20 protein-coding genes and 1 tRNA gene are annotated in these 24,070 nt (G+C 62.5%); 8 read left to right on the top strand and 13 right to left on the bottom strand.

Annotated features, from left to right (window positions below):
- Positions 1-266 precede the first annotated feature (266 nt).
- The gene (locus D7S89_RS14670; RefSeq protein WP_245982916.1) at positions 267-554 is read right to left on the bottom strand and encodes a DUF6471 domain-containing protein; all 288 of its coding nucleotides are present in this window, start codon (positions 552-554) and stop codon (positions 267-269) included.
- Positions 555-663: 109 nt separating this feature from the next.
- Here D7S89_RS14670 and D7S89_RS14665 point away from each other — a divergent pair, with 109 nt between their 5' ends.
- The 3 genes from D7S89_RS14665 to D7S89_RS14655 are packed head-to-tail and all read left to right on the top strand — an operon-like array spanning position 664 to position 5,713.
- Positions 664-3,369 carry a DDE-type integrase/transposase/recombinase gene (locus D7S89_RS14665; RefSeq protein ID WP_121278430.1) on the top strand — a complete coding sequence of 902 codons (2,706 nt, stop codon included), beginning with the start codon at positions 664-666 and terminating at the stop codon, positions 3,367-3,369.
- 8 nt (positions 3,370-3,377) lie between these two features.
- Entirely contained in the window at positions 3,378-4,418 is a 1,041-nt protein-coding gene (locus D7S89_RS14660; protein WP_121278429.1) for an ATP-binding protein, read from the top strand.
- Complete coding sequence (locus tag D7S89_RS14655; protein ID WP_121278428.1) at positions 4,415-5,713, top strand: TniQ family protein; 1,299 nt, start codon at positions 4,415-4,417, stop codon at positions 5,711-5,713. Before D7S89_RS14660 ends, D7S89_RS14655 begins: the two co-directional genes overlap by 4 nt.
- A gap of 211 nt (positions 5,714-5,924) precedes the next feature.
- Here the strand turns inward: D7S89_RS14655 and D7S89_RS14650 are convergent.
- A tRNA-Ile gene (locus D7S89_RS14650) sits at positions 5,925-6,000 on the bottom strand.
- A 79-nt stretch (positions 6,001-6,079) separates the two neighbouring features.
- On the bottom strand, positions 6,080-8,302 hold the full coding sequence (gene rpoD, locus D7S89_RS14645) for an RNA polymerase sigma factor RpoD (protein ID WP_245982938.1): 2,223 nt from the start codon (positions 8,300-8,302) through the stop codon (positions 6,080-6,082).
- Here rpoD and D7S89_RS27845 point away from each other — a divergent pair.
- Positions 8,184-8,522: a hypothetical protein gene (locus D7S89_RS27845; RefSeq protein WP_245982942.1), complete on the top strand. Its 339-nt coding sequence runs from the start codon at positions 8,184-8,186 to the stop codon at positions 8,520-8,522. The two genes, rpoD and D7S89_RS27845, sit on opposite strands and share 119 nt — an antisense overlap.
- 41 nt (positions 8,523-8,563) lie before the next feature.
- Here D7S89_RS27845 and dnaG read toward each other — a convergent pair whose 3' ends face one another.
- The 4 genes from dnaG to D7S89_RS14625 form a co-directional block, all read right to left on the bottom strand.
- Positions 8,564-10,450 carry a DNA primase gene (gene dnaG / locus D7S89_RS14640; protein ID WP_121278427.1) on the bottom strand — a complete coding sequence of 629 codons (1,887 nt, stop codon included), beginning with the start codon at positions 10,448-10,450 and terminating at the stop codon, positions 8,564-8,566.
- A gap of 90 nt (positions 10,451-10,540) precedes the next feature.
- Positions 10,541-10,987: a GatB/YqeY domain-containing protein gene (locus tag D7S89_RS14635; RefSeq protein WP_121278426.1), complete on the bottom strand. Its 447-nt coding sequence runs from the start codon at positions 10,985-10,987 to the stop codon at positions 10,541-10,543.
- Between the two features lie 240 nt (positions 10,988-11,227).
- Entirely contained in the window at positions 11,228-11,440 is a 213-nt protein-coding gene (gene rpsU, locus D7S89_RS14630; RefSeq protein ID WP_121278425.1) for a 30S ribosomal protein S21, read from the bottom strand.
- 69 nt (positions 11,441-11,509) lie between these two features.
- Complete coding sequence (locus D7S89_RS14625; RefSeq protein ID WP_121278600.1) at positions 11,510-12,745, bottom strand: BaiN/RdsA family NAD(P)/FAD-dependent oxidoreductase; 1,236 nt, start codon at positions 12,743-12,745, stop codon at positions 11,510-11,512.
- A 114-nt stretch (positions 12,746-12,859) separates the two neighbouring features.
- Between D7S89_RS14625 and tsaD the strand changes: the two genes are divergently transcribed.
- The gene (gene tsaD, locus D7S89_RS14620) at positions 12,860-13,885 is read left to right on the top strand and encodes a tRNA (adenosine(37)-N6)-threonylcarbamoyltransferase complex transferase subunit TsaD (RefSeq protein ID WP_121278424.1); all 1,026 of its coding nucleotides are present in this window, start codon (positions 12,860-12,862) and stop codon (positions 13,883-13,885) included.
- Between the two features lie 55 nt (positions 13,886-13,940).
- Here tsaD and folE2 read toward each other — a convergent pair whose 3' ends face one another.
- From folE2 to D7S89_RS14600, 4 genes are all read right to left on the bottom strand, one after another.
- A complete protein-coding gene (folE2, locus tag D7S89_RS14615; protein ID WP_121278599.1) occupies positions 13,941-14,762 on the bottom strand; it encodes a GTP cyclohydrolase FolE2 in 822 nt (273 codons plus the stop codon).
- Positions 14,763-14,899: 137 nt separating this feature from the next.
- Complete coding sequence (gene dxs / locus D7S89_RS14610) at positions 14,900-16,795, bottom strand: 1-deoxy-D-xylulose-5-phosphate synthase (RefSeq protein WP_121278423.1); 1,896 nt, start codon at positions 16,793-16,795, stop codon at positions 14,900-14,902.
- Between the two features lie 85 nt (positions 16,796-16,880).
- Positions 16,881-17,765 carry a polyprenyl synthetase family protein gene (locus tag D7S89_RS14605; RefSeq protein ID WP_121278422.1) on the bottom strand — a complete coding sequence of 295 codons (885 nt, stop codon included), beginning with the start codon at positions 17,763-17,765 and terminating at the stop codon, positions 16,881-16,883.
- Positions 17,762-18,064, bottom strand: coding sequence for an exodeoxyribonuclease VII small subunit (locus D7S89_RS14600; protein ID WP_121278598.1), 303 nt, complete (start codon positions 18,062-18,064; stop codon positions 17,762-17,764). The genes D7S89_RS14605 and D7S89_RS14600 overlap by 4 nt, the downstream gene beginning before the upstream one ends.
- 857 nt (positions 18,065-18,921) lie before the next feature.
- Between D7S89_RS14600 and D7S89_RS14595 the strand changes: the two genes are divergently transcribed.
- The 3 genes from D7S89_RS14595 to D7S89_RS14585 all read left to right on the top strand — a co-directional run bounded on the left by D7S89_RS14595 (position 18,922) and on the right by D7S89_RS14585 (position 22,460).
- Positions 18,922-20,100, top strand: a complete 1,179-nt coding sequence (locus D7S89_RS14595) for a trypsin-like serine peptidase (RefSeq protein ID WP_121278421.1) — start codon at positions 18,922-18,924, stop codon at positions 20,098-20,100.
- A gap of 256 nt (positions 20,101-20,356) precedes the next feature.
- Positions 20,357-21,463, top strand: coding sequence for an aromatic ring-hydroxylating oxygenase subunit alpha (locus tag D7S89_RS14590; protein WP_121278420.1), 1,107 nt, complete (start codon positions 20,357-20,359; stop codon positions 21,461-21,463).
- A gap of 124 nt (positions 21,464-21,587) precedes the next feature.
- The gene (locus tag D7S89_RS14585) at positions 21,588-22,460 is read left to right on the top strand and encodes a sulfurtransferase (RefSeq protein WP_121278419.1); all 873 of its coding nucleotides are present in this window, start codon (positions 21,588-21,590) and stop codon (positions 22,458-22,460) included.
- A gap of 35 nt (positions 22,461-22,495) precedes the next feature.
- Here the strand turns inward: D7S89_RS14585 and D7S89_RS28300 are convergent, their stop codons facing one another.
- The gene (locus tag D7S89_RS28300) at positions 22,496-22,627 is read right to left on the bottom strand and encodes a dienelactone hydrolase family protein (RefSeq protein WP_425470819.1); all 132 of its coding nucleotides are present in this window, start codon (positions 22,625-22,627) and stop codon (positions 22,496-22,498) included.
- Positions 22,623-23,972: an NAD(P)/FAD-dependent oxidoreductase gene (locus tag D7S89_RS14575; protein ID WP_121278418.1), complete on the bottom strand. Its 1,350-nt coding sequence runs from the start codon at positions 23,970-23,972 to the stop codon at positions 22,623-22,625. Before D7S89_RS14575 ends, D7S89_RS28300 begins: the two co-directional genes overlap by 5 nt.
- Positions 23,973-24,070 lie beyond the last annotated feature (98 nt).

Genomic DNA, 24,070 nt, shown 5'->3' with positions numbered 1-24,070 from the left:
CGCGGTTCTGGTGGGACACGGGGCGCCTCGCCAATCCCCCCCGGTCAACGAATCTTGAACCTGACCGTCAAATTTACTAATTTGAAAGTTCGGCGCAACGCCGACCTGAGCATCACAGCCCGTACGCTATGGCCCTTTGGCCCATAGCATCGTTCCCTATTTATGAGAGGGTACGAAGTGAGAGGGCCATGCGACAGGCGGAGCAACTCCGATGGCTGAACCCGTGCGGTTTTTGCAACGACGCTCGTGTCGCGAGCGCTCGGTCACTACACAATCCGAACGGACTTGATACCCATCGCCGCCAGGCAAGCGAGCAGGAACGCGGCCGAGAACTTCTTTCGGTTGACCTTCCGGTTTATCTGGTCCGCCGACTCGTCAATTCCGAACTTCTCCAGGCGTCTAGCAAGCTGCTTGTAGCTCACGCGCTTCCGGTACATCTTCTCGACTATCAGTTCCCTTGCGGTCTCTTCCCACGAGCCATAGGGCTCCGCTTTCGACGCTGTTCTTTGGAGCGGCATGTCGTTCATCGCTGCATATTTGCCCTGAATTGGCATGTGATTTTTGACGAAGCACGAATTCTCGCACAGAACTATCGGTCGTATTCGACCGGTCGGATACCCGCAGCGCTACACGTCCTTTGTAGGCAATTTCTTTGAGGACGTAATGCTTAGCAAAGGACAACTGACCGACCTGTTCGACCATCTGGGAACGCCGCCAGCGGGCCGCAAGTTGGTCCAGGAAGCTCGAATCCATGCACCGGTTCGGGACGTAGCCTCCAACGGAGGCAACGTCATCACCTACGTGGCGAGCCGAAAGATGGCGCGCGAAATCGCGACGGAGAGCTACGGCATCGAGTTCGCCGCCGCTATCGGGTTCGAATACGACGAACATGTACTGGAGTTTTATCCGCAGCCGTGCAAGTTGCCGCTCACCCTGGTCGACGACGCCACCGGCGAAATCCGGGCGATTCATCACACCCCAGACTTCCTCTTGATTGGCCAGGATGGCATCGCGCTTGAGGAATGGAAGTCCGAGGCGAAGCTGACCCGGCTGGCAGAGAAATACCCCTATCGTTATCAACGCGACGAGGATGGGAACTGGTACTCGCGGCAAATCGAGGAGCAACTCGCCGAACGCGGCATCCGTTATCGGATTCGCAGCGATGCCGCCATTCCCCGGCGCCGCATCGAAAACCTGCAGCACCTCGCCGACTACTACCTCCCGGCGGCTGAACCGTGCCCTGCTGATGTTCTCGCTCGTCTCGATGCCGCACTGAAGGAACATGGCGCCCTGCATTTCTACGCCTTGCTCGAGCCGCCGTACGCACTGAGCGCCGACCAGTTGAACAAGGCCATCGCCGACCAGCTCGTTGTAACGGACCTTGACCGCGAGTCCCTACGCAACCCCCGACGCTTCCGAATCTATCGGGACAAAACGCTTCGCGAGTTCCTTTATGCGGAGTCGCATCGCGCAACGCCGCCCGGCTACGAACGCTTCGCGCTTCATGTCGCCGTCGGCACCCGGTTCGAATTCGAAGGTCAGGAACTGACCATCACGCTGGTCGGCGAAAAAAGCTTGGTCTGCAACAGACAGGACCATACGACCATGGAGCTTCAGCGTGACTGGCTCCTTGCGGCTCATGACGAAAATCGCATCCGGGTCCTCGAGGCGGCACCGCCTGCCGACCTCGGTCTGAGCCGATATACCGAAGAAGAGTACGCGGAAGCACTTCGGCGCCAGACGCTGCTCCAGTCGGAGTCGGCAGCGGTTTCCTCACGCACATTGCGTCGCTGGAGCAACCGTCAAGCCATCGCGCGGGCCAATGGAGACCATGAGATTCTCGCCCTTGTGCCGCACATCAGCGCACGTGGAAATCACACTGCCCGTCTGAGTGACGAACAGATTGACCTGATGGACCGCGTCATTGACGAGCACTGGCGGAACAGCAAGGCCATTAACTACAAGACCTGTCATCGGCACCTGGTGGTGATGTGCGCGCAGGAAAACGTGCTCGCGCCGTCATACCCGACTTTGATTAAGCACATCAAATCACAGGTAACCAACCGCGACGTACGGACCCGTGAAGGGAAACGCATCGCATACCAGAAGGACGCGTTCGTCGACGTCCTCCACTACCACACGCCGATACATGGCAGCCGCCCCTTTCAGTACGTGCACATCGACCATACAGAACTGGACATCGAACTCATCTCCAGTCGCACGGGCAAGAATCTCGGCAGGCCCTGGTTGTCCCTCGCCGTGGACGCATATCCGCGCCGCATTGTCGGCATGTTCCTGACGTATGACCCGCCGTCGTACCACTCAGTCATGATGGCGGTTCGCGACATGGTGCGCCGCTTTCATCGGCTACCCGAAATTGTCGTCGTCGATAACGGCAGCGACTTCCGGTCTGATGCATTTAAATCCTTTCTCAAGGCAATGGGTTGCCACCTGCGTTTTCGCCCATCCGGCAACCCGCGTCACGGTGCGGTACTCGAGCGCATGTTCGGCCGTCTGAACGTCAATTACATACACGGTCTCGCGGGCAATACGAAGGCCACAAAGCACGTCCGGATGGTCTCCGGTTCGCATCTGCCCAAGAACCTCGCCGAGTGGACGCTCGAGCCGCTCTATTACGGAGTCGAATACTGGGCCACGGAATTCTACGACCAGGAGCCGCATCCCGTTCTGGGCGAGTCCCCCCGCGAAGCATTTCTGCGCGGCTTGCGCGAAAGCGGCTCGCGCGAGCATCTGCATATCCAATTCAACCGCGACTTCCTGATTGCGACATGCCCGCCGGTTGACCGGGAAGGCCTGCGACAAATTCATCCACAGCGCGGCGTAAAGGTGAACGAGCGGCTCTACCACCACCCCGCATTCCGGTCATATCAGGTTTCCGGCCAACGACTTCCCGTCAGGTATGACCCGTGGGATGCATCGTCCGTCTATGTACGCGTCAAAGACCAATGGGTTCAGGCCGTCTGCCCAAGTTTGAGTGGTCTCGGGCAGCTAACCGAAAACGAGCGGAAAGCGCTGACGCAAGAATACGACCGACGCTTCCGCACATCCGTCAACGATGAACAGGAAGCGCAGCGGCTGAAGGAGTTCATGCGCACCTTCACGCCAGAGGGCGCGATGGCCGTTGCCTTCGAACGCCAGGCGGAAAACAAGTCGCTTTACAACAGTTTGCAGTTCGCGAGCATCGCCCCCTTCGCTCCTCTACATCGATTTAGCCTCATCGAGGAAACATCCAGTGCTGCCGAATCGCCGGCAGAGACAAGGTCATCAACGACATCAACAAACAATCCGGTCCAATCGCCGCCCGAGGCAGCGGCGTGGGACGACATTCCTGACCTTGACACGTTTTGAGGTGATTCATGCAACAAAAACATTCCGCCCCGCTCTCGCCAATTCCGAATTCGGCGAGCACTCTGCTCGGCAAGCGCATCAAACACCCTCGCATTGCGGATGTCATGTCCGAACTGGAGACCCTGATTTACCCGGGCAGCCAGGACAGCACGCTTCTCGTTTGCGGTCCAACTGGAGCCGGCAAAACCACGCTGGCCAGGTACATGGTCGAAGCGGCGGTTGAGCGGGCCGCCGTTGAAATGGAAGAGAATGCCGGAACCATTCCGGCCATCTTCGTCGAAGCCCCATCCTCTGGCGAGAACGAATTCTCGTGGCGACTGTTCTATCGCCAGATTCTCGCTGAGCTCGGCGACGACCTCGACGCACCAAAGTCGGCCTATGGCATCGACCCGCAGTCGGGACGCATGGTCCGCCCGCGCGGCGCCGGTGGCAACAGTCTCGGGGCGTTGAGGACGGCCGTCGAACGCGCACTGCGAGAGCGGAGAGTCCAATTTCTCGTCATCGACGAAGCCGCACACATCATTCACCAGACGCGGAACAGTTCCAGGCTGGAGATTCATCTCGATACACTGAAGTCGCTGGTGAACAAATGCGGCACACAGATGGTACTGGTCGGGTCCTACGACCTGTACCCGCTCATGTCGTTGTCCGGACAACTCGCGCGGCGCCATCATGTACTGCACTTCGAACGCTATCGGCAGGACCGCCCCGAAGACGTTCGTGCGTTCGTCGCCTGCATCCAGGCATTCGAAAAGATGCTGCCCGCGCTGTGGGGCGGCGAGTTGACGCGTTACGCGGAGGCACTCCATGAAAACACGCTCGGTTGCATTGGCACGTTAAGCAGCGTGCTTGTCCGAGCAGCCAGGCTGGCCAAAGCCGACGGTCGCTGGTCCACCGAGGCACTCCGGCGAGCGTTGCTCACGGAGGCGCAGCGAGACCGGATTCTCACCGAAATCCTCGAGGGCGAGGAGGCCATCAATCCCGGCCTTACCCGCATCATGCCCACACAGCGCCGTCAGGCATCGGCTGGCGGAAGGAGTGCAGCATGAGCTATTCGATTTCGAATCCACGTTCGACGCTGCATGCCCTCACGCCCATCGGCGTCGGCACGCCCGAGGTTGAGAGCCTGCTCAGCTACTTCTGCCGGCTGGCCGTATCGCATAGCGTGTCCGTCGCAGCGCTTTGTCGGCAAGTCGCTGGGACCGTTGGCTGGGAGCTTTCCGAGAAACACGAATGGCACGCGGGAAACATTGGCGGCATCGGAGACGCGGCGAGCAACTGGTCGGCCGCGCTCTCTGCCCTGACGAGCGTCGAGCGACTGGACAGGCTCACGCTGTTGCCATGGCGTGACGTCATCGCCCAGACGAGCCTCGCGGCGACGCGAGCACGCTGGTGTCCAGCGTGCTTCGCCGAAGACAAGGAAAGCGGCAAAACACCGTATTTCCGCCTCGCATGGGACGTGGGTGCAGTAACCGTATGCGCCAGACACAAGGCCGAATTGGTGCATATCTGTCCGGATTGCGGCCGCCCCGACGCGCGACACAAGTCCGCCTACGTCGTGCCTGGCTGGTGCGCACACTGCGGCGCCTTCCTCGGAGACGGCGAGCCGCCTCCCACTGCCACGCCAGAAGAGCTTTGGAAGGCCACCCAGGTCGGTGCAATGCTGAAGGCGCAAGCGTCCCTTGAGACGCCCCCAAGCCGGCAGGCAATGCTGGACGCAATACAAACGCTCGTTACCCGGCTGGACAACGGCAAGGGGGCGCTTTTCGCCCGGCGAGTAGGTCTGAGCAAGACAACGGTTCACTATTGGCTGAAGCAGGCTGGTGCACCCGCATTGCCGGCGCATCTGCGCATCGCATCACAGACAGGATTGGCACTGTCGCAGTTGCTCACGGGTGATTTAATCGGCTGGGCACCATGTTCGGCGGAAATCCATCAGCTGGCACTGCTGTTTCCGGACGAGACAAAACGTGCGGCGGCTCGCGCAATCGACTGGGAGAACGTACGGGATGAGCTGCGGGCATTCGGCAAACTACCGTCAATCATCAGCGTGTCCGAGGCCGCATGCAGGCTCGACGTCGACGCCCGACTGCTTTATCAACACGCGAACAAGGAGGCGCGCGTTTTGGCCGAGCGCTGGACGCAATACATGCAGCGCCGGAAAGAACGAAGCGTGGACAATGCTCGCACCGTCATCGAGGCCGCGTGCAGGGATATCCTCGCCGACGGCAAGGCAATCAACCTACGGGAGCTAAATGCTCGCGTACCGAAGGAGGTACTGGGCAGCATCCGAGGCGTCATCGACGTCCTACAGGAGGTTAAGGAGACGCTCGGCGTGAGCTAGGCGACCCGTCCCCCATCGACCAACGAAAACGCCGGCCTACGCGCCGGCTTTTTTACGTCTACGCCCAGCTTCACGCGGCAAAACCCATCACCCTAGCACCGTTACCCGATAAAGCAAAACGCGTCCCATCGGGAAATGAAGCATAACGTGTCCAAGTGGCCACTTTATGCTTAACGGCACAAGCGGGCTTTTGTGCGTGCAGAAAGAAAACTGGTGGGCCCGGTGGGTTTCGAACCCACGACCAATCGATTATGAGTCGACTGCTCTAACCCCTGAGCTACAGGCCCTAAATAAAACGTCACTGCAAAAAAAGACCCGGTGTGTTGTCACGCCGGGCCTGGCGTTACCTGATTACAGCAGCCTCGATCAGTTGCCTTCGAGGAACGACTTGAGCTTGTCGGAACGGCTCGGGTGACGCAGCTTGCGCAGCGCCTTCGCCTCGATCTGGCGAATCCGCTCACGCGTCACGTCGAACTGCTTGCCGACTTCCTCGAGCGTGTGATCGGTGCTCATCTCGATACCGAAGCGCATGCGCAGCACCTTCGCCTCACGCGGCGTCAGCGAATCGAGCACGTCCTTCACGACATCGCGCATGCTCGCATGCAATGCGGCGTCGGCCGGTGCAACGGTGTTCGAGTCTTCGATGAAGTCGCCCAGATGCGAATCGTCGTCGTCACCGATCGGCGTTTCCATCGAGATCGGCTCCTTCGCGATCTTCATGATCTTGCGGATCTTGTCTTCCGGCATCTCCATCTTCTCGGCCAGCGTTGCCGGATCAGGCTCGAGGCCCGTTTCCTGCAGAATCTGGCGAGAGATGCGGTTCATCTTGTTGATCGTCTCGATCATGTGAACCGGAATACGGATCGTGCGCGCCTGGTCCGCGATCGAACGCGTGATGGCCTGGCGAATCCACCACGTCGCGTACGTCGAGAACTTGTAGCCGCGGCGGTATTCGAACTTGTCCACGGCCTTCATCAGGCCGATGTTGCCTTCCTGAATCAAATCGAGGAATTGCAGACCACGGTTCGTGTACTTCTTCGCGATCGAGATCACGAGACGCAGGTTCGCCTCCGTCATCTCGCGCTTGGCTTGCCGCGCCTTCAGTTCGCCAGCCGCCATCTGGCGGTTCGTTTCCTTCAGGTCCTTCAGCGGCAGCACGACGCGCGCTTGCAGGTCGAGCAAACGCTGTTGCTGTTCGCGAATCGCCGGGATGTTGCGCGACAGGATCGCGCTGTACGAATGACTTTCGGCGACGATCTTGTCGGCCCAGTCCAGCTCCGTTTCGCTGCCGGGGAAACGCGTGATGAATTCGGCACGCGACATGCCGCACTTGTCGACGACGATGTGCAGGATCTGACGCTCGACCTGACGCACTTCGTCCACTTGAGCACGCAACGTGTCGCACAGACGCTCGACCGTACGCGCCGTGAAGCGAATCGACATCAGCTCGTTCTGGATCGTCTCTTGCGCCTTCAGGTACGCCTTCGACTTGTAGCCCTCCTTCTCGAACGCGCGACGCATCTTGTCGAACCATTCGCTGATGAGTGCGAACTTTTCGAGCGCTGTGCGCTTGAGCGCCTCGAGCTGGGCCGCATTGGCCGTCGCTTGAGCCGTGCCGTCGTCTTCTTCCTCTTCTTCCTCGCCTTCTTCTTCGGCTTCCTCGGACTCGTTTTCGATCTCTTCGGCCTCTTGCGCCGAAAAGCCGTCAGTGTCTTCCGCGTTCGGATCGATCAGGCCGTCGACGAGCTCGTCGATGCGAATTTCCTCGTTCGCCACGCGCTCAGCCATCGCGAGGATGTCGGCAATCGTCGTCGGGCAAGCCGAGATCGCCATCACCATGTGCTTGAGGCCGTCCTCGATCCGCTTGGCGATTTCGATTTCGCCTTCGCGCGTGAGCAGCTCGACCGTCCCCATTTCGCGCATGTACATCCGCACGGGGTCGGTCGTCCGGCCGAATTCGGAATCGACCGTCGACAGCGCGACTTCGGCCTCTTCCTCGACTTCGTCATCCGACGAAACGGCAGGGGCGTTGTCGTTCAGCAGCAGCGTCTCGGCATCGGGCGCCTGCTCGTAGACGGCCACGCCCATGTCGTTGAACGTGCTGATGATGCCTTCGAGCGCTTCGGTCTCGGTGAAGTTGTCAGGCAGGTGATCGTTGATTTCGGCGTAGGTGAGGAACCCCCGCTCCTTGCCGAGCTTGATCAGCGCGCGCAGCTTCGAGCGCCGCTCTTCGAGTTCCTCGGCGGTGCCCGGCTGAGTCGACGCGAACGCGTCCTTCAGGAGCGCCTTTTCCTTTGCGCGGCGGTCGCGCGCCTTGGCCTTTTCGCCTTTGCCCGGAGCCGCTTCGCTCTGGGTTGCGTCGTCATCGACGGATACTTCGTTCAGCTTTTTCGTCATGGAGTTCGCCATACCGGCAATAGTCTCGACTCGCGGCTGCTGGACTTCAGCCGGTTGCACCGTGGATACTTGGATGTCGCGTTCTGCCGAATCGTCCGGCGTGGCAGCCGCGCCCCTTACGCTCTTCGAGCCGCCGCGTTTCGCGGTGGCCCTCGTCTCCGGTCTGGCGGACGCTTTCGCCGCCTTCGTCATATCGGCCGCTGCCGCCGAAGCCCGTGCAGCCTTCTCACTTGCCGATTTCTTGCCGGCGGGAGCAGCAGATTTGGCGACGGCGACTTTTCGCGTGGGCTCCAGAGAGCCTTTGACCGAGCTCAGGGGCTTGCTCTTCCCCGTCTCCGTCACTTTTTCGCCTGTAGTCTTAGCCATCGCGTATCGCCTCTGCTTTAGCGCCCCGCTGGGAAACAAACGCTGAGAACCTTTTATTATAGCACGCGTCGTATGCTCGAACGCTGCTCAAAGCCCGAGCCGGCGCTTCATTTCCGCCCGCTCCCGGCTCAACTCCGTGAATTCGGCGATCTCTTCCGATGTCAGCCTCGACTGCCGCGACAAGCGCTCGAGCCGCTCACTGCAGCCGTCATAGCGCATCTTCAAGACCGCCGCCTGGAGTTCTTCACCCGCGATACGCTCATGTTCGCGGTGCTGTTCTATAGCGGCCGCGTCTTCCGGGTCCTGAAGCAGCAGATCACGCACGTTTTCATCATAGTCCAGAATTTCGCGGAAAATTTCTTCGAAAGTCGCTGCATTGGCCCCATTCCGAAGCAGATCCGACAACAAACGAAACTCGGCGCCATCGCCCGACGCGCGTGCATGCGTGGTCACCTCGGCAAAGAGTTCTCCGTGCGCCTGGGCCAGCAGCGTCTCTTCATCCTGCTCGCCAAGTACCGCAACGATGCGCGGATACATCACCAGATTTCGCAATGCCCGCTGCTCGATGCCGGTCACGCGGCGCCGGTCCTTGCGCGCCGGCGCCTGACGGGCCGGGGCCGCGATGCGGGCGTCGACCTCGCACAACGCCGCCACTTCCTCGAACGGCACGTCGAGCCGATCGGCGAACATATGCATGATCTGGGCGCGCAACGCGTTAGCGGGCAAGGCCTGCAACAGCGGCTTCGCATCGAACAACGCGCGTGCGCGGCCTTCCGGCGTATCAAGCTCCTTGCCCGCGAGCACCTCGTTCAACATGAACTGCGACAAGGGCATGGCCCGTTCGATCTGCTCGGAAAACGCGTCCTTGCCGAATTCGCGGACGTAACTATCGGGGTCGTGTTCCTGCGGCAAAAAGAGAAACCGGATCGTGCGGTTGTCGGCCGCATGCGGCAGGCACGCATCGAGTGCGCGACGCGCAGCCCTGCGACCCGCGCTATCGCCATCGAAGCTGAAGATCACGGTGTCGGTCTGGCGCAGCAGCTTTTGCACGTGAATCGGCGTGCACGCCGTGCCAAGCGTCGCGACCGCATTGGGAAAACCCAGCTGCGCCAACGCGACGACATCCATATAACCTTCGACCACCAACACCGACCGTGCCTCACGAATGGCAAGCCGCGCTTCGAAGAGACCGTATAGTTCGCTGCCCTTGTTAAATAAGGGCGTTTCGGGCGAATTCAAATACTTGGGCTCACCGCCGTCGAACACGCGGCCACCGAAACCGATCACCTGCCCCTTGACGTTGCGGATCGGAAACATGACGCGATCGCGAAAGCGGTCGTAGCGGCGTGGCTGACCTTGCGCGTCGAGCTTTTCGCTCACGATCACGAGCCCGGCTTCCACGAGCGCATCGCTGCGGTAATCGGGGAAGGCTTCTTCCAGGTTCTGCCATCCGTCGGGCGCAAACCCCAGGCCAAAGCGGGCCGCGACCTCGCCCGTCAGCCCCCGCTTCTTCAAATACTGAATTGCCTGAGGCGCGCCGCGCAAGGCCTTGCGATAGTAGTCGCAGGCCGTTTGCATCAAGTCCGAGAGGCCGGATGCCGCCTTGTAATCGGCCGACGAGAAGCGCTCGTCGCCGCCGTATCCACCACCATGCCCACCGCCGCCCCCACGCGACGGCGACGGCTCGTGCGGCACCGTCATGCCCACCGATTGGGACAGCTCGTTCACGGCCTCGGGAAACGACAGGCCAGCGTGCTCCATCAGAAAGCCAATCGCTGTGCCGTGCGCGCCGCACCCGAAGCAGTGATAAAACTGCTTAGTTGGACTAACGGTAAAGGAAGGGCTCTTCTCGTTGTGAAACGGGCACAACCCCATGAAGTTCGCACCGCCCTTCTTCAACTGCACGTACTTGCCCACCACGTCGACGATATCGACGCGGTTCAGCAGATCTTGCAGGAACGCGTGTGGAATCACGGTGCGTAATCCGGCGCTCAGCTCAAGCAGCTTCTCATCGCGCGAGAACTGTCTCGCGCGATGTGCTGCACGGCTCGAGCCTGCCGCCCGTTATTTGGCGAGCGCAGCCTTCACGAGCCCCGACACGGCTGTCATGTCGGCACGGCCCGCGAGCTTACCCTTGAGCACGCCCATCACCTTGCCCATGTCCTGCGGACCGGCGGCGCCCGTCTCTGCCACCGCCGCTTGCACTTCGGCGGCAATCTCGGCGTCCGACAGCTGCGCCGGCATGTAGGCTGCGAGCACGGTGAGCTCGGCGCTTTCCTTCGCCACGAGATCGGCTCGGCCCGCGGCCTCGAACTGGCTGATCGAGTCCTTGCGCTGCTTGATCATCTTGTCGATGACGGCGGTGACCGCAGCATCGTCGAGCGTTACCTGCTCGTCGACTTCGCGCTGCTTGATCGCTGCGAGCAGCAAACGGATCGTCGCAAGGCGCTCGGTTTCGCGCGCCCGCATCGCCGCTTTCATATCGTCACTGATCTGATCCTTCAGACTCATCTCTCACCCGAATACGTTAGGAAAATTGAAACCGCAACGTGCGCACATATCGAGCGCAAAAACCCGCTTGGGATAGATCCTCAAGCGGGTTGAGCTCGGCTCTCGTGCATAGCCTGTTGCGCAGTTGCATGACCGAGCGAACGGAACGACCGGGCAATTCCCCACTCGTCACCGGGCAGGGCTGCAAGCGGCGCCTCGCATCGAACATACTGCCGTTCGGCTCACGGCAGCACGCGTAAATCAGTACAGCTTCTTCGGCAGCATCTGGCTGCGGATGCGCTTGAAGTGGCGCTTCACCGCGGCAGATTTCTTGCGCTTGCGCTCCGCCGTAGGCTTTTCGTAAAACTCGCGCGCGCGAAGTTCGGTCAACAGACCGTTCTTCTCGATCGTGCGCTTGAAGCGGCGCATCGCAACTTCGAAGGGCTCGTTTTCTTTTACGCGGATGATTGTCATTTTTCCAAATGGAAATTTTCCAAAGGTTCGGGAGTATAGCAGACCTTCCACACAAGTACACGGAACTTGTCAAGCGTTATGTGTGTATTCGACGGCCGCCTGTCCTGCCGCGACGCCGGACGCCCATGCCCACTGGAAGTTGTAGCCGCCGAGCCAGCCCGTCACGTCGACGGCTTCGCCGATGAAGTAGAGCCCGGGCACACGCTCGCTCATCATCGTCGAGGACGACAGCTCGCGCGTATCAACACCGCCGCGCGTCACCTCGGCCTTACGGTAACCCTCCGTGCCGCTCGGCACGAGCGACCAGCGTGCAAACGACTCGCCGATGCGGCGCAACGCCTTGTCCGGCAAATCGGCCGCACGCGCCTCGGCCGACACGCCATGCGCCTCGAGCCAGGCGTCGGCGAGGCGTGCCGGCATCCACTCGGCGAGGAGGTTCCCGATCTGACGCTTCTGCGTGGCCTTCGCCTGCAGCAAGTCGGCCACCGCGTCGCGCTCGGGCAGCAGATTCACATGAATCGGCTCGCCAGGCTGCCAGTAGCTCGATATCTGCAGGATGCCGGGCCCGGAGAGACCACGGTGCGTAAAGAGCAGATCTTCGAGAAAAGCACCATTGCCATGTTTCTTGCCGCCGCCCGCCTTGCTGCCTGCTTCGACCTCGACTTCGAGTGAAATACCCGACAGGGCAGAAAACGGCTCCCATTGTTCCGATGAAAACGTCAGCGGCACCAGTGCCGGCCGCATATCGATGAGCTTGTGGCCGAACTGCTTCGCCACCCGGTAAGCGAAATCGGTCGCGCCGATCTTGGGGATCGAGAGACCGCCCGTCGCGACAATCAACGCGCGCGCATTGATCTGCCCGGCGCTCGTGTCGAGGGCGAAGCTGTCCGCGTCGCCATGCCGAATCTCGGCGACCGACACGGGTCGACGCCACGTAATGGCACCCGCGTCGCACTCGGCCTTCAAGACTTCGATCACCGACTCGCTCGAGTGGTCACAAAAGAGCTGTCCACGGTGCTTCTCATGCCATGTGACACGGTGGGATTTGAGCAGCGCGAGAAAATCGCGTGGCGTGTAGCGCGCGAGCGCCGAACGGCAAAAGTGCGGATTCGCGGACAGGTAGTTCGCGGGCCCCGCATGCAGATTCGTGAAGTTGCAGCGGCCACCGCCCGAAATGCGGATTTTCTCGGCGAGCCGCGGCGCGTGATCGATGAGGACGACACGCCGTCCGCGTTGACCGGCCACGGCCGCGCACATCATGCCGGCGGCACCGGCACCGATCACCGCAATATCGAAAGATTCCATGCCGCGCATTCTACCTGCGCAAGTGTCTCAAAGACCGCACTGGTATACTTTCATGCTTTTCATCGCCCCACCGGCGCTACGCGGCCAAGGCCTGCGAATCGCCCGCATCCCACCATGCTCGTTCTCGGCATCGAAAGCTCCTGCGACGAAACCGGCCTCGCACTGTACGACACCCAGCGCGGCCTGCTTGCGCACGCCCTGCATTCGCAGATCGCCATGCATCGCGAGTACGGCGGCGTCGTACCGGAGCTGGCCTCGCGCGACCATATCCGCCGCGCGCTGCCACTGCTCGAAGACGTGCTCGCACGCTCGAGCGCCGAGCCTTCGGACATCGATGCCATCGCCTTCACGCAAGGCCCCGGCCTCGCGGGCGCGCTGCTGGTCGGCGCGAGCATCGCCAATGCGCTCGCCATGGCGTGGGACAAGCCCACGATCGGCATTCACCACCTTGAAGGGCATTTGCTCTCACCACTGCTAGTCGACGCTCCGCCGCCCTTCCCGTTCGTCGCGTTGCTCGTGTCAGGCGGACATACGCAGCTCATGCGCGTCACCGACGTCGGCATCTACGAGACGCTCGGGGAAACGCTCGACGATGCGGCCGGCGAAGCTTTCGACAAGACCGCGAAGCTGCTCGGCCTCGGCTATCCGGGTGGCCCCGAGGTATCACGCCTTGCACAGTTCGGCACACCCGGTGCGGTGACGTTGCCGCGCCCGATGCTGCACTCGGGCGACCTCGACTTCAGCTTCAGCGGCCTCAAAACGGCCGTACTGACGCAGACAAAAACGCTCGGCGAGAATGTCTGCGAACAAGCCAAAGCCGACCTGGCACGCGGTTTCGTCGACGCGGCTGTCGAGGTGCTGGTCGCGAAATCGTTAGGGGCGCTGAAGAAGACGCGCCTGAAGCGGCTCGTCGTAGCAGGCGGGGTCGGGGCGAATCTGCAGTTGCGCGAAGCGCTGTCGGCCGCCGCAAAGAAGCGCGGCTTCGACGTGCACTATCCGGATCTCGCACTATGCACCGACAACGGCGCGATGATCGCCCTTGCCGGCGCACTGAGGCTGCAACGCTGGCCCGAGCAGGCCAGCAAGGATTACGCGTTTACGGTCAAGCCGCGCTGGGACTTGTCGTCACTCGCGCGATAGCGCGGCAGCGCGGCAACAAAATCGGCGCACGCAAAAAGCGCGCGCCGAAGCGCGATCAGGCCTGCGTCGCGGCGGCTTTGCGCTTGTCGTGCTCGATCACGGCGTAGGCGCTGTGATTGTGGATCGACTCGAAGTTCTCTGCCTCGAGCACATACGCGACGACACGCTCGTCGCCGTTGAGGCGTTGGGCCACGTCACGCACGAGGTCTTCGACGAACTTCGGATTTTCGTAAGCGCGCTCGGTCACGAACTTCTCGTCGGGCCGCTTGAGCAAACCCCACAGCTCGCACGAGGCCTCTTCCTCAGCCATCCGAATCAATTCCTCGACCGGCAGGTCACCTGCCAGCTCGGCCTCGATCGTCACGTGCGAGCGCTGGTTGTGCGCGCCGTATTGCGAAATCTTCTTCGAGCACGGGCACAGGCTCGTAACCGGCACGAGCACGCGCAGGAACGTGCGCGTGACGCCGTCGCGCGTCTCGCCCGTCAACGTGACTTCGTAATCGAGCAGGCTCGATACGCCCGAGACCGGCGCGGTCTTGTTGACGAAATACGGGAACGACACTTCGATACGGCCCGCCTCGGCCTCGAGCTTGATCAGCATCGAGGCGAGCAACGTGCGCAACGCCGACGTCTCTAGCGGCGCGTCATTGTCTTCGAGCAGCGCGACGAAGCGCGACATGTGGGTGCCCTTGACCTCGGCGGGCAGGTGAACATCGAGGTTCCACGTGCCGACGGTCGGCTGAACGCTACCGTCCGAGGTACGAACGCTCATCGGATACCGCACGCCTTTGACGCCGACCCGCTGGATCGGAATCTGGCGCGTATCGGCCGTGCTTTGCACGTCGGGCATCACGAAGGCAGGGTTCATCTGGTTCATCGTTGTTCTGTCCTCAAGGCGCAGCGCTACGCGCTGTCCCGCTGTGTCGTGCCAATAACGAAACATGGGCCGAAAGGCCCATGCATGCATATGAAGAATGCGGCGGCCGCCATCAGGCGGCCCACGTCCGTCACGCGTTATGCGACGCGCTGTGCCAGCTTGGCGGCCGGCTCCAGGAAACGCTTGCGAATCGACTGCTCGATACCCGCGCCGTCCAGACCGCATTCGGCCAACAGCTTGGCATGATCGCCGTGATCGACGAAGCTGTCGGGGAGACCCAATTGTAGTACGGGTAGAACAACCCCATTGGCAAGCAGGGATTCCACACAGGCCGAACCCGCGCCACCCATGATGCAGCCTTCTTCGATGGTCACGAGCGCATCGTGCGTCTGCGCCAGTTCGAGCAGCAGCTCGGTATCGATCGGCTTGACGAAGCGCATGTTCGCGACCGTCGCGTCGAGCCCCTCGGCCGCAGCCAGCGACGGCGCAACCATCGTGCCGAACGCGAGAATCGCGATGCGGCTACCCTTCGGCGCCGTCGACTGACGGCGAACCTCGCCGCGGCCGACCGGCAGCGCGGTCATCTGCTTGACGGTAGCCACGCCCGTGCCGGCACCGCGCGGATAGCGCACGGCCGTCGGGTTCGGCTGCTGCAATGCCGTGTACAGCATCTGACGGCATTCGTTTTCGTCGGCAGGCGCCATCACCGTCATGTTCGGGATGCAGCGCAGGAACGCGAGATCGTAAGCACCCGCGTGCGTCGCACCGTCAGCACCGACCAGGCCCGCGCGATCGATCGCGAACACGACCGGCAGGTTCTGCAGCGCGACGTCGTGGATCAGCTGGTCGTACCCGCGTTGCAGGAACGTCGAGTAGATCGCGACGACCGGCTTCATGCCCTCGGCCGCGATGCCGCCCGCGAACGTCACCGCATGCTGCTCGGCGATGCCCACGTCGTAGTAGCGATCCGGGAAGCGCTTTTCGAATTCGACGAGGCCCGAACCTTCACGCATTGCCGGCGTGATGCCGACCACGCGCGAGTCGAGTTCGGCCGCGTCGCACAGCCACTCGCCGAATACCTGCGTGTACGTCTTCTTGCTCGGCGTCGTCGACGGCTTGATGCCCTCGGCCGGATTGAACTTGCCGGGACCGTGGTACAGGACCGGGTCCGCTTCGGCAAGCTTGTACCCCTGGCCCTTCTTCGTCACGACGTGCAGGAACTGCGGCCCGCGCAGCTCGCGGATGTTCTGCAACGTCGGGATCAACGAATCGAGGTCATGACCGTCGATGGGGCCGATGTAGTTGAAGCCGAATTCCTCGAACAGCGTGGCCGGTACGACCATGCCCTTCGCGTGCTCTTCCAGCTTGCGCGCAAGCTCGAGCATCGGCGGCGCCACGCGCAGCACGCGCTCGACACCGGCACGCGCGGCCGCGTAGAAGCGGCCCGACATCAGACGGGCGAGGTGGCGATTCAGCGCGCCGACCGGCGGAGAAATCGACATGTCGTTGTCGTTCAGGATCACGAGCAACGGCAGATCGTCACAGACGCCCGCATTGTTCATCGCTTCGAAGGCCATGCCGGCCGTCATCGCGCCGTCGCCGATTACGGCGATCGAATAGCGGTTGTCGCCTTGCAGCTTGCTCCCGATGGCCATGCCGAGCGCCGCCGAGATCGACGTGCTCGAGTGCGCAGTGCCGAACGTGTCGTAGTCAGACTCGTCGCGACGCGGGAAGCCCGAGATGCCGCCGCGCTGGCGCAGCGAGTGCATCTGATCGCGGCGACCGGTCAGGATCTTGTGCGGATAGGTTTGATGGCCGACGTCCCAGACGATGCGATCGTTCGGCGTATCGAACACATAGTGCAGCGCAATCGTCAGCTCCACCGTGCCGAGATTGGACGACAGGTGGCCGCCGGTCTGCGACACGCTGTCGAGCACGAACGCCCGCAGCTCGTCGGCGAGCGGCTTGAGTTGGCGACGATCGAGGCGGCGCAGGTCCGCCGGATCGTCGATGGTTTTCAACAAGTCGTACATCGTCGTTCCATTGTAGGAAAACTTACGTGCCCGCCTTTCTCTCGCGCACCCCGTAGCGATTCGCGCGTGGCAGCGGACTTCGTGTTCAGCTGACCCGGTTCACGACCAGGTCGGCAAGCTCGGCCAGACGCTGCGCGCGTTCGCCGAACGGCGCCAGCGCATCGTGCGCGTCACGGCGCAATTGCGCGGCCAGTGCACGCGAGGCGTCGAGCCCGAGGATCGACACGTAGGTCGGTTTGCCGTCCTTCGCATCCTTGCCGGCCGTCTTGCCGAGCGTAGCGGAGTCGGTCGTGACGTCGAGAATGTCGTCGACCACCTGGAACGCCAGCCCCACGGCTGCCGCGTAGGCGTCGAGCGCTTGCAGCGCCCCGGCATCGGGCGTGGTGCCGGCCAGCGCGCCCATGCGCACCGACGCACGCAGCAGCGCGCCGGTCTTCATGCGATGCATCGTTTCGAGCTCGGGCCGCGTGAGCTTCAAACCCACGCTCGCGAGGTCGATCGCCTGACCACCCGCCATGCCGACCGAGCCGCTTGCCAGCGCGAGCTCGCGCACGAGCGCCGCTTGCGCGGGCAGCGCCAGCGCCGCCGAATCGGTCAGCGCGACGAAAGCCTGCGATTGCAGCGCGTCGCCCACGAGCAGTGCCGTCGGCTCGTCGTATTGCACGTGAACCGTCGGCTTGCCGCGGCGCAGCGCATCGTCGTCCATGCACGGCATGTCGTCGTGAACGAGCGAATAGACGTGGATCATTTCGAGTGCCGCCGAAGCCGCTTCGAGCGACTCGGCGCGCGCGCCGGTCAGCTCGCCGGCCGCATGGCACAGCAACGGGCGCACGCGCTTGCCGCCACCCAGTACCGCATACCGCATCGCCTCGTGCAGACGGTCCGGCAGGACGTCAGGGCCGGGCAAATAATGTTCGAGTGCTGTCTCGACGCGCGCGAGCACCGCGCGCATCCATTCTTCAAAAGTCATAGATCGTCTCCGCTATCCGCGGGAGCTGCGCCGGTGGGCAGCGGCTTGAGCGTCTCGCCATCGAGCACGCGCACCTGCTGCTCCACCTTTTCCAGTTGTTGTTGACAAAAAGCGACGAGGGCCGCCCCACGCCGATACGCCGCCAGTGATTCCTCGAGGCTCAGCGTACCGCCCTCCATGCGCGCGACCAGCCCCTCCAGTTCCGCCACGGCCGCTTCATAGCTCTCGGGCAGCGCGGCGTCGCCGTTCTGTCCGCCGGACGCGGAAGCGGTGGGGTCCTGGGGTGCGGTTTTCGCCATCTGAACAGGGTGAATTAAAAGACAAGTCGGACATTCTACGGCAAAAGCGCCAATGCCGACCCATTCTGCCCCCGTCACCCTGCTCCAGTCGCCCCACTGAACCCTCGCCACGGCCGGCATTCGGCGCCGTAGCCCATGATGAAAAGTGATGGAGCCGCAGCATCTGTCTATCGGGATAGTTTCCACGCCGTCGCGATTTTGCGACAAACGACGGGGCGCATGGTCATTCTGATCCCGCCCGATTTTCCGCAGGGCGACGCAGGCCGTCGCCGGCAATCCCCCCGATAGTCCCGAGCACGATGCGCCCATGGCGCCGTCAGGCCGGCGGGCGGCTCACGCAAGGCGCGCCACTGTCACTATTTTGCATGTAACGTTCGTCGATTTTTCATACGAACGGCCGGCGCTGCATGGCGCCGATCAAACACCCGTGGATCTCGGGTGCACCGCTCCGATTTCGCGCCCCCTCTTGGCCCGACGGGCATCCGCGCATTCCGTTGACGAACGCACTCGAACACGCCTCGTCTCAAGGCTGGGCAAAACCCACCTCACCTCCGCTCATGCCACGCGACCACCGGCGCACACGCCCACCCGCAAATGCGTAGAGTGGCTACGCTTTCCGGTTCTTCTCCCGATCGCTCCCCTCGCACGGCCATTGCATGGCACCTGAGCCACGGCGCTCCGGCGGCAGCTGGCAGGCCTGCCTTTCCGCCGTCACGTTCACGCATCGGTGGCTGCCCGGAAAGCCAGGTGTTGTGTCGTGGCTCTGTTCGTCTTTCGTTTCGTTCGCGCGCGGTTGCGTGCTGGCGGTTCATACGCGTTGCGCGCGCCCCTCACCTCTACGATAGGAAGAACATGCAATGAATCTGAGAAACCATGTCGCGCTGCTGGCCATGCTCTCCGCCTTGACGTTCGCGGGCCCGAGCTGGGCGCAAGTGACGGTCCAGGGTACCGTCACCCAGCTGATGCTGCCCGATGACGGCGCACCGCTCCTCGACTACGAGCACCTCGACTTCGAACACGCTTCACCGATGCCGCTGCCCGATCCGGGCATGAAGATTCCGAGCCTCACGCAAACGTTGTCGATGCAGGCAACGTCGGCGCAGCCCGAGATGGACAACATGTTTCGCTGGAAGAAGGCGTTCCCCGCCTCGCCCGGCGACGGCAAAGAAACACCCATTCAGATCGTGCCGGCCGCGTCGCCCGGCGTACAGCCCGCGGTCATCCCGTACGACTACGGTACGTCATTACAGCAATACACGACGGCCCGCGCCAATGCTTACGGCGACGATACTCAGCATCACTATCCATTCAGCGCCACGGGCAAGCTGTTCTTCAACGTCGGCCATTCGACCTACGTGTGCACGGGCGCACTGGTCTCACCCGGCGTCGTCATCACAGCCGCGCATTGCGTCGCGAATTTCGGTCAACGGCAGTTCTATAGCAACTGGACGTTCGTGCCGGCCTACGAAAATGGCAAGGCGCCGTTCGGCGTTTGGAAAGCACATGCTGTACAACTGCTGACGGCCTATTACATCGGCAGCGATCGATGCGCGGTCAAGGGGGTCATCTGTCAGAGCGACATAGCGGTCATCACGCTGCGCGGCCAGAACGGCACCTACCCCGGCCGTCGAGCCGGCAACTATGGCTATATTTGGGACGAAGGCGGCTACTCGAACGCCACCGCACAGGTCACACAGCTCGGCTACTCGAACCTGCTCGACGGCGGCGCATTGATGGAGCGGACCGATTCGCTCGGCTACATCGCACCGCAACTGGCCAGCAACACGGTCATCGGTTCGATGATGGACTCAGGCTCAAGTGGCGCGCCGCTCATCATGAACTTCGGCGCGTGGCCCACTTTGCCCAACGGCTCGGTCTGGGGCGAGTTCCCCGTCTACAACGTCATCGTCGGCGTGACAAGCTGGGGTTCCAAGGACCCTCAAGCCAAGCAGCAAGGTGCGTCGCCGTTCCTGCGCTCCACCCTCGATCCGATCATGACCGCTGCGTGCACAGTCGAAACAGGGGTCTGCAACTGATCGACGCGCCCCGCCGCCGCTGCCACCCACTAAGCACCTTTGCCGTTAATCGCCCTCGTCGCGCGTTCGATGCCTGCCCATCATCAGACGTTTCGCAGACGGGGCTCCAGGCGGGGCACGGCTTCGGGGCATTTTTTACGCAAATCATAGACTTAGTACCCCAAAAGGAGGGGAACGGGTATAATCGCGGGCTCCCTAAATCGAATTTTCGATGGTTGGGTTGTTCACTGCTTTCACGTCTTCATCGGGAGTGGGAATGTCCAATCTGAGCAATGCATTGCAGCTCAAGGCCATTTCGAGCCAGCTGCCAGTCACGGCTTACTTTGACGAAGCGCTTCTTGCGCGCGAACTAGAAACACTATTCAAGAAAGGTCCCCGCTACATCGGGCACGAGCTGATGGTGCCTGAAGCGGGGAATTATTTTGCGCTGCCCAGTGAAAACGAAGGCCGCATCCTCGTGCGCAACCAGCGCTCGCAGGTCGAACTGCTCTCGAACGTCTGCCGTCACCGGCAGGCCATCATGCTCAACGGGCGCGGCCAGACTGAGAACATCGTCTGCCCTCTGCACCGCTGGACGTACAACCTCGACGGCGAACTGCTCGGCGCACCGCACTTCGCCGACAACCCGTGCCTGAACCTCGGCGCCTCGCCGCTGCAAAACTGGCAGGGGCTGCTGTTCGAAGCTTCGGGCCGCGACGTGGCGAAGGATCTCGCCAAGCTCGGCACCGCGCATCACTTCGACTTCACGGACTACATGTTCGATCACGTCGAAGTGCACGAGTGCAACTACAACTGGAAGACGTTCATCGAGGTCTACCTCGAGGACTACCATGTCGTGCCGTTTCACCCGGGCCTCGGCAGCTTCGTCAATTGCGACGAGCTGACCTGGGAATTCGGCGAGTGGTACAGCGTGCAGACGGTCGGCGTGCACGCCGGCCTTGCGAAGGCAGGCAGCCCGACGTACCGCAAGTGGCACGACGAAGTGCTGCGCATGCGCGGCGGCACACCGCCCGAATACGGCGCGATCTGGATGGTCTATTACCCGGGCCTCATGATCGAGTGGTATCCGCACGTGCTCGTCGTGTCCTGGCTGATCCCGCGTGGCCCGAGCAAGACGACCAATATCGTCGAGTTCTATTACCCCGAGGAAATCTCGCTCTTCGAACGTGAGTTCGTCGAAGCGGAGCGCGCCGCCTATATGGAAACCGCGCGCGAAGACGACGAAATCGGCGAGCGCATGGATGCCGGCCGTCTCGCGCTGATGCAGCGCGGGGAATCGCAAGTCGGCCCGTATCAGAGCCCGATGGAAGACGGTATGCAGCACTTCCACGAGTTCCTTCGGCGCGAACTCGTAACGATCTGAGTTTTTGCGTCATGCCGCAAGCGGACGGGCAAGAAGGGTATGCTCCCCTTCTTGCCCGTCTTTTTGTCTAGACTGGGATTAACGCCGCTTCAGTCGGATTCGCTCGCATACGAGGAGCCACATCATGCCGCACACCCACTACACGACACTGATCTCGGCCGCCAACCTCGCGGAACGCCTCGCGAATGCGCCGGGCAGCGTGTTCGTCTTCGACTGCAGCTTCGACCTCGCGAACCCCGATGCCGGTGAAAAAGCCTATGCGGCAGCGCACCTTCCGGGCGCACACTATCTGCATCTGGACCGCGACATGTCCGGCACGAAAACGGGCACCAACGGCCGCCATCCGCTGCCCGATCGCGCCGCTTTCCTTCAGGCGCTGGTCGCTCGCGGCGTCAAGCAAGGCCAGCAAGTCGTCGCCTATGACGCACAAGGCGGCGTCTACGCATCGCGGCTATGGTGGCTGATGCGCTGGCTCGGCCACGATTCGATCGCCGTGCTCGACGGCGGCCTGCAAGCATGGCAAGCCGGAGGCTATCCGGTCGAAACGACTGTACCGGCGCCCGCCGCTGCCGGCGACCTCAAAGCCGCCGCGCCGCTGGCGGTGACGGTCGACGTGCAGGCGGTGCTGCACAATCTGACGACTCGCGAAAACATCGTCCTCGATGCGCGTGCGGCCGATCGCTATCGCGGCGAGAACGAAACGATCGACCCGGTGGCCGGCCACATCCCCGGCGCGCTGAATCGCTTCTTCAAGGACAACCTCACGGCGGACGGCCGCTTCAAGTCAGCCCATACGCTGCGTGACGAGTTCACGGCCGTCATCGGCAACCAGCAGCCCGAACATGTGATCCTGCAATGCGGCTCCGGCGTAACGGCCTGCCACAACGCGCTCGCCATGGAAGTGGCCGGCCTGCACGGCGCCGCGTTGTACGCAGGCTCGTGGAGCGAATGGTGCGCCGACAAGTCGCGCCCAATCGCTACCGGCGCGAACCCGTAAGCCCCGTTCCCGCACGGCGCAGCCGCGACGTCAGGCTACGCCGTGCACCCTGAGGCCAACGGGTCGCCTTGACGCGAGTAAAGAGTGGGGGCGATCGCGAGATAGCCGAGCTCGGCTAAGCGGCCACAGACGTCCGCCCCCTTGTTGCGCCTTAATGCAGTGTCAATGCAGTTTCACGCGCGGCAGCGTGGTACGCCTCAGCCAGTGAGCCACCGTATCGAGCATCATCCGCGGATAGCCGTGCAACGCCGCGATATGCAGCCGATACAGCGACATGTACATGAAGCGTGCAAACAAGCCTTCGACGAGCATACTGCCGCCGATCAGCCCGCCCATCAGATTGCCGACCGCACTGAAATGGCCGAGCGAGACGAGCGAGCCGAAATCGCGGTACGTGAATTCGGGCAACGGCTTGCCCTCGAGCCTGCAAGCGAGCGCCTTCAGCAGAAAGCTCGCCTGCTGGTGTGCCGCCTGCGCGCGTGGCGGCACGTTGCGCTCGTTGCCTGGCCACGGGCATGCAGCGCAGTCGCCGAGCGCAAAGATGTTGTCGTCCAGTTCGGTCTGCAACGTGCGCCGCACCGACAATTGACCGAGCCGCGTGACGGAAAGCCCATCGAGCTTGCCGAGCACGGTCGGCGCCTTGATGCCGGCCGCCCACACGCAAAGATCGGCGCGCACCGCCTTGCCGCTCGCCGTACGCACCGTACCGGGCGCGACCTCCGCCACGGTCTCGCCGATCATCTGCTTGACGCCGAGCTTGGACAGCAGCTCCGACGTCGCGCTTGAGACGCGCTCCTGCAGCGCGGGCAGAATGCGCGGCCCGGCTTCGATCAACACGATGCCGATGTCGTAGCGCGGGTCGAGCTTATGCAGCCCATATGCGGACAGCACCTGCGCGGTGTTGCGCAATTCGGCCGACAGCTCCACGCCCGTGGCCCCACCACCGACAATGGCGACCTGAATGCGCGGCTCCGGTTCGGGCGACGCGCCGGGACCATTTTCGACTGCCTCGGGCTGCTGGTGCTCTGCACGCATGCATGCGGCAATCAAACGCTTGCGAAACCGCTCGGCCTGCTCGACGGTATCGAGTGCGATCGAATGCTCCGCAGCCCCCTGCACGCCGAAGAAGTGCGTCGTGCTGCCGATCGCGATCACGAGCGTGTCGTATTCGAGCTCACGCTCCGGCAACAGCTCGGCGCCGTCGTCGTCGATGACGGGCCCAAGCGTGATGCGTTTCGCGGTGCGGTCGACGCCCGTCAGCTCACCCTGCTGAAATTCGAAGCCATGCCAGCGCGCCTGCGCCGCGTATTCGAGCTCCTGCGTGAACGGATCCATGCTGCCGGCCGCCACCTCATGCAACAGCGGCTTCCAGATATGCGTCGGATAGCGATCGACGAGCGTCACGAGCGCACGCGCGTTGCCTTTGTTTCTTCGCGGACCATAGCGGTCGCCGAGACGCGTCGCCAGCTCGAGCCCGCCTGCCCCTCCCCCCACGACGATGAAACGATGCATGCTGATCCTCCGTATGTGCCGTTGCGGATTCGTTTGCTCGCACGCGCGCCACGAGACCTGGGAGCAGCCGATAAACAGCCGATAAGCGACAGGCAGGC

The sequence above is a fragment of the Trinickia fusca genome, from assembly GCF_003628145.1.
GTDB lineage: Bacteria > Pseudomonadota > Gammaproteobacteria > Burkholderiales > Burkholderiaceae > Trinickia > Trinickia fusca.
The sequence above is the reverse complement of the archived record's forward strand: the minus strand, read 5'-3'. Positions and strand labels throughout refer to the sequence as shown.